Origin of the sequence: Psychrobacter sp. ENNN9_III, from assembly GCF_001462175.1 — a bacterium.
GTDB lineage: Bacteria > Pseudomonadota > Gammaproteobacteria > Pseudomonadales > Moraxellaceae > Psychrobacter.
On record NZ_LNUO01000011.1, the window covers coordinates 1 to 15,521 of the forward strand.

Sequence of the window (15,521 nt, forward strand, 5' to 3'; positions counted from 1 at the left end):
GGGGGAGATTTTTTCAAAAAAATCTGCTTTTTGTTCTTTGTTAGGTAGGTCGCCATGAATAAGAGCATAGGCAACTTCTAAATACTCAGCGTTGTTTGCCAACTCGTCAATAGGATAGCCGCGATGTAGTAACTCACCTTTACCGCCATCAATGAAAGTGATCTTTGATTCGACAGGAGCTGTGACCTTAAACCCTGGATCATAAGACCAGTAACCGGCTTCTTGCAAAGCAGCAACATCGATAACTGGGCGACCTAGTGTACCGTTAATAATAGGAAGTTGGTATTCCTTACCATCTACTGTTAATGTGGCTTCATTGTTTGACTTGATGTTGTCAGCCATAATTTCCTCTCCATTGGTTTTAGCTTGTTAGAATAAAATACTAACGACATCTATCTTCGTGTCGTTATATGAACAAATATGGATTTAACTAATTTAAGATTGAGGCTATGTTACCAGTAATTTAATGCAATTAGAAAAGAGTTTTAGCAGCTATACCGCTAATTCACGTGGTTTCAGGGTATTTCTATTAGGTAATTTTTGTATCAAAATATGTCTGTTGGCTTATTTAGCGCAAATTCGACGTTTTTATGAAAGAAGTAGGAAAGCTAGTAATTTGATAGAATTTGACTCTTTTTGTCTATTTTGCTGTTTTAGGTTTTATGTTGATGCCGTCAAAAACGCATAGCATATGACCAGTAGCACAATTTGATCTTAATTATTATCGTTTATGAAAAGGTAAGGTTGCGTCAATTTTATTACAAATAATAGGTTTTGTGTTAAAACCGCCACGATTTTCACTATTTGAGGGATAAATTTGTAATTGTCGGCTAGCCATTTTATAATGGCATGATTTGACTGATGCTAATCGCATATTAACGAATATTGATTACCGTGCGTGCGTTTATTAAGTACCAAATCGAACGATATTTTGCTAAATTGAATACGTAAATTTGTAGTCATAACAATAGTTTAAAGTCTTGGTGCTGTCGTTGTTTGTTCTATTTTTATATTGTTCTTAAGTCGGTTTGTTGTGGAGAAGGCAGTCAAGCGATCTTGCCTTGTTATACTAAGAAACCAATTAAAAATAGACCAGTTAACTGTACGTCTCACAAGACAGCTAACTATTATGAAGAAAAATCCTTAGTACTAGTAAAACTGGTATTCAAAATTTAAAGCTAGTAAACATAGTATTTAGTATTTTAGATATTAATTTAGACAGACAAAACAATCGTTTCAATTAAAGCATAGCCATATAATCAATTCGCAAATTATTATCATTATATAAGCATGTTATATGAGTACTATGATTACTGACAACGAGCGAGCGCTGTCTCAGTAGTATAAACAGTGAATCGTAAATGTTTTACATGTTGAATGCATATTAATGCTTAGCGTAAACTAGCACAGTCAGCTAGCTCTTCCTTACTTTATTCGTCTCATGTGTTGCTAAACGTTTAGTAGGATCGTTTCCTACTTAGCGTTGCTAGTAGATACAGGAGTATAACCGCAAAAAGGATGCCCGCTGTGAAAAGCAACCGACCTATTGATCTGCCTTTGAGCCAAGTGATGGCTGTTAATCGCTCACCGATTGCGATAGCTTCAATTCTACATCGTATATCTGGCATTATTCTATTCTTATTAATCCCTGTCATGCTTTGGTTGTTACAGACCTCTCTTGCGTCACCTGAGAGCTTTGCAACCGTATTTGATAATGTTTTCATTCGCTTCTTAGCATGGATATTCGTTGCATCGATTGCATATCATTTTGTAATGGGTATCAAGCATTTATTTGCTGACAACGGTAACAACGAAGAGCTGAAATCAGCACGTATGGTGTCTGTTGTCAGTTTAGTAATTGCAGCGATTCTAATTGTCGCGTCATTTGTATGGGTGATGTTCTAATGATGAAAAATGATTCAGGAATCAAAAGTGCTACAGGACTAACAGGACTAGGCACACGTGATTGGGTAGTCCAGCGTATTAGTGCCGTCGTCCTAGCAGTCTATAGCGTCGTGTTACTTGGCTTCTTTTTGATGCATGGTAACGTGACTTTTATCGAATGGTCTGACTTCATGACCAGTTTGCCTATGCGTCTATTCAGTTTGGTTGCGGTACTTGCACTTGCTGGCCACGCTTGGGTCGGTATGTGGACCATATTCACTGACTATATTACCTCTGGTAAGATGGGTGAAAGCGCGCCAAAACTACGTATGGTATTACAAACCTTAATGATTATCGCCATTTTAGTTTATCTATTCTGGGGAGTTATGATCTTTTGGGGTAGTGGCTTCGGTGTTGTGGCTGTTTAATTATTATAGACCTCTCATTTTTAGACGCTACGATGACAGACTGTACAGTTAACTTTAATCGCTTTTAACGCCTTTAAAAGCAGTCAGTCAGTGGCCATATTAGATTCATCATGTTGTATTGTGCGGATGTACAGTGTCGATTAGACGTATTTATAATTATAAAATACGCGACATCATGTGGTGAGCACCGTTACAAAGCTTATTGAGCGACAGACATCCTAAGCTGAGTATGATGAAGAATATGCAAATTTTAGTAAGTGGTTAAAGGTGGTCTACAAATACTACTAGATTAATGAGCATGGTCAAAAGACGCTTAGAGATCTGACGTAATATCTGATTGGACTTCCTTATATTTACTTCACAAGCATTAGGAAAACCGTAATGGCAACAAGACAAGATAATACCATTAGTAACATCAAAACCTTAAATTACGATGCAGTCATCGTCGGTGGTGGCGGTTCAGGTATGCGAGCTTCACTACATTTGGCTGAAGCGGGTATGAAGGTTGCAGTTTTGACCAAAGTATTCCCAACCCGTTCGCACACAGTTGCAGCGCAGGGCGGTATTGGGGCAAGCTTAGGTAACATGAGCAACGACAACTGGCATTTTCACTTTTATGACACGGTAAAAGGCTCAGATTGGTTGGGTGATCAAGACGCTATCGAGTATATGTGCCGTGAAGCGCCAAAAGTCGTCTATGAGCTTGAGCACATGGGTATGCCATTTGACCGTAACGAAGATGGCACGATCTATCAGCGTCCATTTGGTGGTCATACGTCAAACTATGGCGAAAAAGCCGTGCAACGTGCTTGCGCTGCTGCTGACCGTACAGGTCACGCGCTCTTACATACGCTATATCAAAAAAACCTGCAGCAAGGTACTGAGTTCTTCATCGAGTGGATTGCGCTTGATTTGATCAAAGACGAAGCGGGTAACATCAATGGTGTGGTAGCACTTGAGCAAGAAACAGGCGCGGTAGCTGTGTTCCAGACACCGATTACAGTATTAGCGACTGGCGGAGCTGGTCGTATTTTTGCGGCGTCTACTAACGCTTATATCAACACTGGTGACGGTATCGGTATGGCGGTTCGCGCTGGCATTCCATTGCAAGATATGGAGTTTTGGCAGTTCCACCCAACCGGCGTTCACGGAGCAGGGGTGCTGTTGACAGAAGGTTGCCGCGGTGAAGGCGCCATCTTACGTAATAAAGACGGCGAAGCTTTCATGGAGCGTTATGCGCCAACGGTTAAAGACTTAGCACCACGTGATCTTGTGTCACGCTCGATGGACCAAGAGATCAAAGAAGGTCGTGGCTGTGGCCCAAATGCCGACCATATCGTTATGGATATGACGCATTTAGGGGTAGATACCATTATGAAGCGCTTACCATCGGTATTTGAGATTGGTAAAAACTTTGCAAACGTCGATATCACTAAAGAGCCTATTCCAGTTATCCCAACCATTCATTATATGATGGGCGGCATTCCTACTACGATTCATGGTCAAGTGGTTGTACCAGACTTAGAAGCGGGTAAGGATGAAGACGGACTTTATGCAAAGGGCGATGTCGTCAAAGGTCTGTATGCTATTGGTGAGTGTGCGTGCGTTAGTGTCCATGGTGCCAACCGTTTAGGTACCAACTCACTGCTTGATTTATTAGTATTTGGCCGTGCAGCAGGTAAGCATATCGTTGATGAATATCATCATGCTGATCATAACTACAAGCCGCTTGACCCGCATGTATTAGACTTTACTGTACGTCGTTTGGATAAATTGCAACAGTCTACAGAAGGCTACAATGCGCAAGACGTGGCAGATGAGATTCGTGCAACCATGCAAAAGCATGCAAGTGTGTTCCGTACGCAAGCTTTAATGGATGAAGGAGTCGAGAAAATCTTGGCGCTTGGTGACAAGGTTGAAAACATTCATCTAGCAGATAAGTCGCAAGTGTTTAATACAGCGCGTATCGAAGCATTTGAAGTTGCCAACCTTTATGAAGTTGCTAAGGCCACAATGATATCGGCAGCTAATCGTCATGAGAGCCGCGGCGCTCACAGTGTTGCTGACTATGATCGCCCAGAAGATGATGATTACGCACCAAACGGCCGTAACGATCATGATTGGATGAAGCATACTCTATGGTATTCTGAAGGCAACCGTATCATCTATAAGCCAGTTCGCAAGGTTCCATTAACTGTCGATTATGTCGAGCCAAAAGTTCGCGTTTATTAATTTTATATGACATATATTTTATGTACGTATAGGATTACCGTTTTATCCCTTATTAATTTATTAAAAAGGTGACCGCTAGCTACAAGCTTATGCCAGTGCGATGATGAAAATTGAACAACAGCGCTGGTATGATGCACATTTTGTATGCCCGCCATCACCTACGTGTGGAGTTTAGCATTATGAGCCGAGGTACTCGCACCATCGAAATCTATCGCTATGATCCTGACCAGGACACAGCGCCGCGCATGCAAACTTATACGATTGAGCTACTTGAGTCAGATCGTATGTTGCTTGACGTATTATTACGCTTAAAAAAGGAAGATGAAACCATCACTTTCCGCCGCTCATGCCGTGAAGGCATCTGTGGTTCTGATGGCGTAAACATCAACGGTAAAAATGGTTTGGCCTGTTTGATTAACATGAATACATTGCCTGAAAAGGTAACGGTTCGCCCTCTACCAGGTTTGCCCGTTGTTCGTGATTTAGTCGTTGACATGAACCAATTCTATGAGCAATACGAAAAAGTACATCCGTACCTAATCAACGAGCAGCCAGCGCCGCCGACAGAGCGTCTGCAGTCACCTGAGCAGCGTGAAAAGATGAACGGTCTGTATGAATGCATCCTATGTGCTTGCTGTTCTACCAGCTGCCCATCATTTTGGTGGAACCCTGATAAGTTCTTAGGGCCAGCAGCGCTGCTTAACGCCAACCGCTTTGTGGTTGATAGCCGTGATACTGATACGCAAGCTCGCCTAGCACGCTTGGATGATCCGTTCAGCCTATTCCGTTGCCGCGGTATTATGAACTGTGTATCGGTTTGTCCAAAAGGCCTAAACCCTACTAAAGCGATCGGTAACCTACGTAATTTATTACTAGATCAAGCTGGTTAATCAAATACCCAGGTATTCTTATATATACGAAGACACCGTCTGTTAATCAGGCGGTGTCTTTATTGCATGATATGTTCTGTTTGTAGATCAATAAAGTGAGTATTTAACAGTGTATGGCAGCTGAACAGATTATCTGAATCAATGTAAGTCTATACGTACAGTACGTTGGTAGCGTGTAAGGGTTCAAAGATTGGTCGCTATTTACCTGTACAATTTATACACGGTAAAAAGTCTGTTTATTTGACAAGTTATCATATGTTCTTATTGATGATTTGAGTAAATGCTAACAATGCGTTTATTTTTAACAAGCTACTGTCTTTTGGTTTTATTAAAAGTGTGGTTTTTGCTTTGTTGAAGACAGCTTTATAAATAAAGGCAATGTTGCTCAACTTGTCATAAATTTTGAATCATAAAAATGTTATCATAGCGGGAGAGCGGGAGTTAAAGTATCAAAAACCACTGTTATTATGCTAAGTTTTTAGAAGCTATTAGCGATGCTATACTGACGATACGTACATAATGTTCGTAAAGTGATAATTGTTATTTAATATGTAAATACTTAGTATTGAGCAAACAAACTATGTCAGGTAATTCATACATGTTACCCTATATAGCAGTGTATGCTCATTACAAAAACTCTTTGAAAACATCTGTTAATAGCTGATTGAGAAGAGATTGTCTACTCGATTAGTTAATATTGGTGAAGTTTGGACTTGTTATCATCATTGTTCATGCTCATTTATGATATCAAGCAACTATGGGTGAAGCTTAGCATAATCGGCTAATGATCTTTACTGGCAAATAAGAGCGACTACTTACTAGTAACTGACAAATAGTTAGTAACTGGCAAACAGTATTTAACGATGTATACCAACTTTTTTATAAGCTTAGCGTATAATAGAACACACAATAATAAGCACGATTCCATTCATTTATCTATCAAATAGACGATTATTATGAATAGTATAACGAAAGAAGCAGCTGGCGTAGAACATACTGAACTTGCCGCTGACAATGCCCTTTATATCGAATCCCTTTATGAGCAGTTTTTAAGCGATCCAGATAGTGTCGATACGGATTGGCAAGATTATTTTAAGCAATACCAATCTCCCAACGATGCCAAGCATAATGACATTAAAGATCAGTTTTTATTGCTTGCACGTAATCAGACCGCCAATAAAATTGGTCCTATCTCTGATAACTCAACTTCTAGTACGTCAGAAGACTGTGCTGATCCTAAACAAATGGGTGTTCAGCAGCTGATTTCAGCGTATCGTCGTCGTGGACATCGCCGTGCGCAGCTTGATCCTTTAGAGCTGCATCCACGCGCTGCGGTAGAAGACTTAACCCTCGCTTATCATGGCTTATCAGAAGCTGACCTTGATACTATATATCCTACGAGCGATCTTAATATCGGTAAAAAAGAAGCGCCATTGCGTGAGATTATCGAAATTATGGAACGCGTCTACTGTCGCCATATCGGTGTAGAATATATGCATGTAACCACCAGTACTGAAAAGCGCTGGATGGAGAAGTATCTTGAGACCAACCTAGGTTATATCAAATTCGACGATGAAAAACGCTTATCTATCTTGGAGCGTCTGACTGCTGCTGAAGGGTTAGAGAAGTATTTGGCGCGTAAATATACGGGCGTAAAACGTTTTGGCCTTGAAGGTGGTGAAAGCTTTATTCCTGCGGTTAACGAAATCATTCAACGTGCTGGTGGTTACGGTACCAAAGAGATGGTTATCGGTATGGCACACCGTGGGCGTCTTAACTTATTGGTTAACGTTTTAGGTAAAAACCCAGCTGATTTGTTTGATGAGTTTGATGGTAAAGTTCAGCCAGAAAAAGGCTCAGGCGACGTCAAATATCATAACGGTTATTCATCTAACGTGATGACGCCAGGCGGTGAAGCGCACTTAGCATTGGCCTTTAACCCATCACACCTTGAGATTGTCGCACCAGTATTACAAGGCTCTGTCCGTGCCCGTCAAGTACGTCGTAACGACCAAGCCCGTCACAATAATAAAGATGGTAACTCGGTGCTACCGATCGTTGTCCACGGTGATGCCGCATTTGCTGGTCAAGGCGTGGTACAAGAGACGTTCCAGATGTCACAGACTCGTGCTTATACCACGGGCGGGACGCTACATATCGTCATCAACAACCAAGTCGGCTTTACGACCAGCCGTCAAGAAGACTTGCGCTCGACAGAATATTGTACCGATGTCGCTAAAATGGTTCATGCACCGATCTTACATGTAAATGGCGATGATCCTGAATCAGTCGTTTTTGCCGCCCAGCTTGCTCTTGATTATCGTCATGAGTTTGATAAAGACATCATTATCGATTTGTTCTGTTATCGCCGTAACGGTCACAATGAAGCGGATGAACCTTCTGCGACTCAGCCGTTGATGTATTCAGTCATCAAAAAGTTACCAACGACTCGTGCAATATATGCCCAGCAACTGATCAAAGATGGTGTAATTGACGAAAGTGAAGCCAAAAACTACGAGGACTCATATCGTGAGTCGCTAGATCGTGGTGATTATGTGGTGAACTCTTTGGTCAGTGATCCTGATGAGGCGCTTTTTGTGAATTGGAAGCCTTACTTAGGTCACGACTTAGTCGACGATTGGGATACCAGTGTCGATATCGAAAAACTAAAAGAGTATGGTCGCCGCATGGCTGAGATGCCAGAAGGCTATAAGCTTCAACGTCAAGTACAAAAAGTCGTGGATCAGCGTTTAGCGATGCAAACTGGTGAAGAGCCACTTAACTGGGGTGCAGCAGAGACCCTAGCTTATGCCTCTCTCGTTGATAATGACGATATATTGGTACGTATCACTGGTGAAGACGTTGGCCGCGGTACCTTCTCGCACCGTCATAGCGAAATTTATAATGTCAATGATGGCAGTATGTATGTGCCATTGGCTCATATTAGTGAAAAGCAAGCTCGTTTTGCTACTTACAACTCGTTGCTATCAGAAGAAGCGGTGCTAGCCTTTGAGTATGGCTATGCAACGACAGTACCTAATGCGTTGATCGTTTGGGAAGCGCAGTTCGGTGATTTCGTCAACGGTGCGCAGGTCGTCATTGACCAATTTATCTCTAGTGGTGAGACCAAATGGCAGCGTGTGTGCGGATTAACCATGCTATTACCACATGGCTTTGAAGGTCAAGGTCCGGAGCATTCTTCAGCCCGTCTTGAGCGCTTTTTACAGCTATGCGCTGAAGACAATATGCAAGTCATTACGCCAACGACTCCTGCACAGATATTCCATGCATTACGTCGTCAAGCGATACGTCCGATACGTAAACCTTTGATCGTTATGTCACCAAAGAGCTTACTACGTCATAAGCTTGCGACTTCTCAGTTAGAAGAGCTCGCTAATGGTAAGTTTGAAACAGTACTGCCAGAGATTGATGAGCAAAACGCCGATCAGATCACACGTTTGGTACTATGTGGCGGTAAGGTCTATTACGACTTACTTGAGCAACGCCGTGCATTGGGCCTTGAGCATGTCGCCATCGTTCGTATTGAGCAGCTTTATCCACTTCCAGAAGAGCGTCTGATTGCTGAAATAGAAAAATACAGCAACCTAAAAGAAATCGTCTGGACGCAAGAAGAGCCACTAAACCAAGGTGCTTGGTATTATTTAGCACCGCATATGTTCCGTATTGTGGTACCGCATCCGACTAGAGCGAAGGTGATGGAACCAGTAGCACGTCCTCCTAGTGCAGCGCCAGCGACTGGTTCACCGAAGTTGCATGTTCAGCAGCAGCAAACACTGGTTGCCGAAAGTTTAGGCGTTAGTGTAGACGAGTTGGCTGAATAAGCGCTACCAATATAAGATTCATCAATGAGACGATAGCAGTTAGTTCCTATTGCATGGTTAGATTATCAAGAAGTAGACGATGTATGCGGGTATGTTTTTATTAATAACATAGCTTCAAATAGGAAATAACTGTCTATCACGACTTAATAATAAGTAGTAATATCTAAATCTAAGGAGTATATCGATGGCTGAAATTAATGCCCCCGTTTTTCCAGAATCGGTTGCCGATGGCACGATCGTTGAATGGCATGTCACTGAAGGCCAACAGGTTAGTCGTGATGACCTTTTAGCAGAGATCGAAACTGATAAAGTAGTGTTAGAAGTCGTTGCACCTGATGATGGTGTTGTAACCAAAATCGTCAAACAAGTCGACGATACGGTTGAATCAGCGGACCTAATCGCAGAGTTTGAAGCTGGTGCAAGTGGTAGCTCTGATGCTGACACCGGCTCTAGCTCTGATGAAGCGCCAGCAGTCGATCCAAATCAACCAGCTGCACCAGTACAACAAAAAGAAACTGGATACGGCGACACCTCAAACCGTCCAAACGCGCCGCACGATGAAGCTGATCATAAAGACCAAAGTCCTGCGGTACGTAAAGCTGCCAAAGAAAGTGGCGTAGATCCAAAGAATGTCGAAGGTAGTGGCCGTGGTGGCCGTGTTACCAAGACTGATATGGCAGATCCAAAGCTAAAATCTGACAGCTCTATCAAATCTGATAGCGGTCGTCCTGTTGCTGAGTCAGTTGGTGAGCGCACTGAAAAACGCGTACCGATGACACGTTTGCGTAAGCGTGTTGCCGAGCGTTTATTGTCAGCGTCACAAGATACAGCGATGCTAACGACGTTTAACGAAGTCAACATGAAGCCGTTGATGGACTTACGTACTAAGTATAAAGACAAGTTTGAAAAGCGTCATGGTGTACGTCTAGGCTTTATGTCATTGTTCGTACGTGCCGCTACCGAAGCGCTAAAACGTTTCCCAGCAGTGAACGCATCATTGGACGGTGATGACATCGTTTATCATGGTTTTTATGATATCGGTGTTGCTGTGTCATCAGATCGCGGCCTAGTGGTTCCAGTATTGCGTGATACTGACCGTATGAGCATGGCGGATGTCGAGAGCAAAATCCGTGAGCTTGGCGGCAAAGCGCAAGAAGGCAAGTTAGGTTTGGATGAGATGACTGGTGGTACATTCACTATCTCAAACGGCGGTGTCTTTGGCTCGCTTATGTCAACGCCTATCTTGAATCCACCACAAACTGCTATCTTAGGTATGCATGCTATTAACGAGCGCCCAATGGCAGTCGATGGCAAGGTTGAAATCTTACCAATGATGTATCTGGCGCTATCTTATGACCACCGTATGATCGATGGTAAAGAAGCGGTACAGTTCTTAGTCACTATCAAAGAGTTGGTTGAAGATCCATCATTATTACTCCTAGACCTATAAGCTTATAAGCTTGTATCGGCATACGCTGATACAAGCTTTTTGCTTTTGTACTAAAGATTTATAGGTGCCTTTTTAAAAGGCTTTGCTGTTTATAATGTTCAGTCTTTATAACCAATAAGCGCTATATGACACACGATACAAACTTAGTGTATTGACTAGATAACTATCGGGTGACGTATGGCTTTTTTATTGGTATAGATTGGTATAGGTAGCAACGGTATCTATAAATAAAAACAAAGCTCAAACTAAAATTAGAAAAGGAACGTACTATGAAAGACAATTATGATTTAGTCGTCATTGGCGGCGGTCCCGGTGGTTATGAAGCAGCTATCCGTGCAGGTCAGCTGGGTATGAGTGTTGCTTGTATCGAAAAACGCGTTTATAAGGGCGAGCCTGCGCTTGGCGGTACATGCTTAAACGTTGGTTGTATCCCATCAAAAGCCTTACTTGATAGCTCGCATCGTTATGAAGCTACTAAACATGACCTTGATGAGCATGGTATTAGCACAGGTGATGTCTCTATCGATATCGAGCAGATGATCGCTCGTAAAGAAGGTATTGTTAAGCAGTTGACTGGCGGTGTAGCAGCATTATTAAAAGGTAATGGCGTTGACTGGCTACAAGGCTGGGGTACGTTAGAAGACGGTAAAGGTAGCGATAAAAAAGTTAAGTTCGTCGCGCTAGAAGACGAAGCGGAAAGTACTATTACTGCTAAAAATGTCATTTTGGCAGCAGGTTCTGCGCCTATCGAGATTCCTGTCGCTAAAACTGATGGCGATCGCATTGTAGATTCGACAGGCGCACTTGATTTTACTGAAGTGCCTAAGCGTTTAGGTGTCATCGGTGCTGGCGTTATCGGTCTTGAGCTTGGCTCTGTATGGCGTCGTTTGGGTGCTGAAGTTGTCGTATACGAAGCACTACCTGAATTTTTAGCCGCTGCTGATAAAGACATCGCTAAAGAGTCACGTAAGATGTTTAAAAAGCAAGGTCTTGATATCCGTGTCGATACCAAAGTGACCAATGCTGAAGTACAAGGCGATCAAGTAGTTGTTACCAGTGAAGCCAAAGGCGAAGCATCAGATGAGAGCTTTGATAAGCTAATCGTTTGTGTTGGCCGCCGCGCATACTCTGAAAAGCTTCTTGGCGAAGACAGCGGTATTACCTTGACTGAACGTGGTCTTATCGATGTCGATGATCAGTGCAAAACCAATCTTGATGGCGTCTATGCCATTGGTGATTTAGTCCGTGGTCCAATGCTTGCACATAAAGCAATGGAAGAGGGCATGATGGCGGTTGAGCGCATTCATGGTGAAAAGGCGCAAGTTAACTATGATACCATTATCAATGTTATCTACACCCATCCAGAAATCGCATGGGTAGGTATGACTGAGCAAGAAGCGACTGAAGCTGGCTATGAAGTCAAGACAGGCTCATTTAACCTAGCTGCTAACGGCCGTGCTTTGGCACAAAGTGAAGCGCAAGGCTCTGTCAAAGTCGTCGCTGATGCTAAGACCGATCGCTTGCTAGGTATGCACGCTATCTCTGCTGGTGCAGGCGACATCGTCCACCAAGGTATGATTGCGATGGAGTTTGTCTCTAGTATTGAAGATCTGCAGCTAATGACGTTTGCGCATCCAACAATATCAGAAGCAGTACACGAAGCGGCATTATCAGCTGATGGCCGTGCTATTCACGCCATTCAGCGTAAAAAACGTAAGTAATCGCTCGCGTTTACCGAGTAGGTATTAAGGTATAAATTGACCGTAGCACAGCAAAGCGTCATGACTATGATGATCATGATGACTATGCTTATGATAATGGTTATAACGATGAGTGTTATAACCACTGGAGCTACGGTTATAAGTGCACTATATAAATGTTATCGTGCACTTATTTTCACTTTTTATTAATTGTAAAAAATAAAGGATACAATCAATGAATTTACATGAGTATCAAGCAAAAGAGCTATTAAAAAGCTACGGTTTGCCAATTCAAGAAGGCATCATTGCCAGCAGTGGCGACGAAGCAGCAGCAGCCTTTGATAAGACCCCAACTGATATTGCTGTTATCAAAGCGCAAGTACACGCTGGTGGTCGCGGTAAAGCTGGTGGCGTAAAGCTGGTTAAGACTCGTGAAGAAGCTAAGCAAGTCGCTGATGAGCTTATCGGTACTAATCTGGTTACATTCCAAACTGACGCTGAGGGCCAACCAGTCAACTTCGTCTTGGTCGCAGAAGATATGTATCCAGTACAAACTGAGCTATATCTTGGCGCGGTCGTTGACCGTTCTACGCGCCGCGTTACCTTTATGGCGTCAACTGAAGGCGGTGTCGATATCGAAGAAGTAGCAAGCGAAACTCCAGAAAAAATCTTTAAAGTAAGCGTAGATCCATTAGTAGGTCTAATGCCTTATCAAGCGCGTGATGTAGCATTTCAATTAGGTTTAGAAGGCAAACAAATCAATCAGTTTGTAAAAATCATGACGGGTGCTTATCAAGCATTTGTTGAAAATGACTTTGCCCTGCTTGAAGTGAATCCATTAGCCGTACGTGAAAATGGCGAGATCGTCTGTGTTGATGGCAAAATCGGTATCGACTCAAACGCACTATATCGCTTACCAAAAATCGCCGCGCTACAAGACAAAACGCAAGAAAACGAGCGTGAGCTAAAAGCGGCTGAATTTGATCTAAACTATGTGGCCCTAGAAGGTAACATCGGTTGTATGGTCAATGGCGCTGGTCTTGCCATGGCGACGATGGACATCATCAAACTGTATGGCGGCAAGCCTGCTAACTTCCTAGACGTTGGCGGCGGCGCAACCAAAGATCGCGTTGTAGAAGCGTTCAAAATCATCCTAGAAGACAGCAGTGTAGAAGGCGTTCTAATCAACATCTTCGGCGGTATCGTACGCTGTGACATGATTGCAGAAGCGATCATCGCTGCGGTCAAAGAAGTTGATGTACAAGTACCAGTCGTTGTCCGCCTAGAAGGTAACAATGCTGAGAAGGGCGCGCAAATCCTAGAAGAGTCTGGTCTAAAACTGATCTCAGCTCAGGGCCTCGCAGACGCTGCACAAAAAATTGTCGACGCAGTTCAAGCATAATCCCCTACCTGTAGGAACTTGAGCATAGTAGTCAAAGCGTAATAGTGGCTTTTTAGTCGATGAATATTAAAATATCGAAACATTGAGAAATTGAGACATCGTTAACATTCAACGATATATCAGCTAACAAGCTACTACTACAAGACAACCGAATACAAGGAAAAAACAATGAGTGTATTAATTGATAAAGATACCAAAGTATTGGTACAAGGTTTCACTGGTAAAAATGGTACGTTCCACTCTGAGCAAGCCATCGAATATGGTACAAAAGTCGTTGGCGGTGTCACGCCAGGTAAAGGCGGGCAAACGCACCTAGGCCTACCAGTATTTAACACTATGAGCGAGGCGATGGAAGCGACTCAAGCTGATGCCTCAGTTATCTATGTACCAGCGCCATTTGTACTAGATTCTATCGTTGAAGCTGTCGATGCTGGCGTGAAGCTTATCGTAGTGATTACTGAAGGCGTACCGACGATCGATATGTTAAAAGCGAAGCGTTATATCGAAGAAGCTGGCGATGTACGTATGGTTGGTCCTAACTGCCCAGGAGTCATCACGCCAGGCCAGTGCAAAATCGGTATCATGCCAGGACATATCCATCAGCCAGGTAAAGTCGGTATCATTTCACGCTCTGGTACCCTAACGTATGAAGCCGTTGCCCAAACGACGAAGCTTGGTTTTGGTCAGTCAACCTGTATCGGTATCGGTGGTGATCCTATCCCTGGTATGAACCAGATTGACGCACTAAAACTGTTCCAAGACGACCCACAAACTGAAGCTATCGTCCTAATCGGTGAGATCGGTGGTACGGCTGAAGAAGAAGCCGCTGCTTATATCAAAGAAAACGTGACTAAGCCAGTCGTCGGCTATATCGCTGGTGTAACGGCTCCAGAAGGCAAGCGTATGGGTCATGCTGGCGCGATCATCTCTGGTGGTCAAGGTACGGCTGAAGAGAAATTCAAAGCCTTTGAAGATGCAGGCATCGCGTATACACGTGACCCAGCTAAAATCGGTGATAAGCTAAAAGAAGTTACTGGTTGGTAATATAGCTTTAGTTCTAATATTTAGGCTTAAAGTAACGTTAGAAGAAACACTCCTACATTGGGGTGTTTTTTTTGGTTAAAGAAAAAAGTATGTCTAATACAGCTTAACATTGTTCTGAAAACATATTATAAGACATCGTATTGTAGGTATTGTTATGATAACTTGGATGAAGTAAGCAATTATGGCGATAATCGGTTTTTTATTCTAAAAATAAAATATTTTTGGTTAGGCTTTAGTGCCGATTATAGGTATATTCATAATTATGGATATTTTGTAGGGCTTACTAATTAAAGGCTACACTGTTAGAAGCAAATAAATGGGTAAAAAACGTAGTTTTGATTCTCTTTACTCATAAAATTAACACCTTGAAAAAACTTTACTACAACCCTACAATGAGGTGTTTTTATTGTAGCGAATTGTCATGAATAACAAGATCTTAGTAGCGGGTGGTGCTGGATATATCGGCTCACATACCTGTATAGAGCTACATCAGGTAAGCTATGATATTACTTCACATAATAGTTTGTCCAATACAAATATTGAAGCTATTAACTATATCCGTAAAACTATGAGTATTTGTCATTATTAAATTAGTTAGTAATAATAATAGGTATCGACCTTGTAAAATAAATTAAAATAGGAGGGTCTT

11 protein-coding genes are annotated in these 15,521 nt (G+C 42.5%); 10 read left to right on the forward strand and 1 reads right to left on the reverse strand.

Going from position 1 to position 15,521, the window contains the following annotated elements; translation table 11 throughout:
* Positions 1–342: citrate/2-methylcitrate synthase (locus PENNN9_RS00790; RefSeq protein ID WP_319822877.1), on the reverse strand; the 342-nt coding region annotated here is incomplete at its 3' end.
* A 1,176-nt stretch (positions 343–1,518) separates the two neighbouring features.
* Between PENNN9_RS00790 and sdhC the strand changes: the two genes are divergently transcribed.
* From sdhC to PENNN9_RS12635, 10 genes are all read left to right on the forward strand, one after another.
* Positions 1,519–1,905 (forward strand): succinate dehydrogenase, cytochrome b556 subunit, encoded by a 387-nt coding sequence (sdhC, locus tag PENNN9_RS00795; protein WP_082637937.1) that lies wholly within the window; start codon positions 1,519–1,521, stop codon positions 1,903–1,905.
* Between the two features lie 20 nt (positions 1,906–1,925).
* The gene (gene sdhD, locus PENNN9_RS00800) at positions 1,926–2,312 is read left to right on the forward strand and encodes a succinate dehydrogenase, hydrophobic membrane anchor protein (RefSeq protein ID WP_075103405.1); all 387 of its coding nucleotides are present in this window, start codon (positions 1,926–1,928) and stop codon (positions 2,310–2,312) included.
* 381 nt (positions 2,313–2,693) lie between these two features.
* Positions 2,694–4,544 carry a succinate dehydrogenase flavoprotein subunit gene (gene sdhA, locus PENNN9_RS00805; protein WP_058367877.1) on the forward strand — a complete coding sequence of 617 codons (1,851 nt, stop codon included), beginning with the start codon at positions 2,694–2,696 and terminating at the stop codon, positions 4,542–4,544.
* Between the two features lie 179 nt (positions 4,545–4,723).
* The gene (locus PENNN9_RS00810; RefSeq protein ID WP_058367878.1) at positions 4,724–5,434 is read left to right on the forward strand and encodes a succinate dehydrogenase iron-sulfur subunit; all 711 of its coding nucleotides are present in this window, start codon (positions 4,724–4,726) and stop codon (positions 5,432–5,434) included.
* 956 nt (positions 5,435–6,390) lie between these two features.
* Complete coding sequence (locus tag PENNN9_RS00815) at positions 6,391–9,276, forward strand: 2-oxoglutarate dehydrogenase E1 component (RefSeq protein WP_058367879.1); 2,886 nt, start codon at positions 6,391–6,393, stop codon at positions 9,274–9,276.
* A 184-nt stretch (positions 9,277–9,460) separates the two neighbouring features.
* A complete protein-coding gene (gene odhB / locus PENNN9_RS00820; RefSeq protein WP_058367880.1) occupies positions 9,461–10,726 on the forward strand; it encodes a 2-oxoglutarate dehydrogenase complex dihydrolipoyllysine-residue succinyltransferase in 1,266 nt (421 codons plus the stop codon).
* Positions 10,727–10,995: 269 nt separating this feature from the next.
* The gene (gene lpdA, locus PENNN9_RS00825) at positions 10,996–12,447 is read left to right on the forward strand and encodes a dihydrolipoyl dehydrogenase (protein WP_058367881.1); all 1,452 of its coding nucleotides are present in this window, start codon (positions 10,996–10,998) and stop codon (positions 12,445–12,447) included.
* 214 nt (positions 12,448–12,661) lie between these two features.
* On the forward strand, positions 12,662–13,828 hold the full coding sequence (sucC, locus tag PENNN9_RS00830; protein ID WP_058367882.1) for an ADP-forming succinate--CoA ligase subunit beta: 1,167 nt from the start codon (positions 12,662–12,664) through the stop codon (positions 13,826–13,828).
* A 168-nt stretch (positions 13,829–13,996) separates the two neighbouring features.
* On the forward strand, positions 13,997–14,872 hold the full coding sequence (gene sucD, locus PENNN9_RS00835; protein ID WP_058367883.1) for a succinate--CoA ligase subunit alpha: 876 nt from the start codon (positions 13,997–13,999) through the stop codon (positions 14,870–14,872).
* A gap of 421 nt (positions 14,873–15,293) precedes the next feature.
* Complete coding sequence (locus PENNN9_RS12635; RefSeq protein WP_156410049.1) at positions 15,294–15,461, forward strand: NAD-dependent epimerase/dehydratase family protein; 168 nt, start codon at positions 15,294–15,296, stop codon at positions 15,459–15,461.
* The last annotated feature ends 60 nt before the right edge of the window (positions 15,462–15,521 follow it).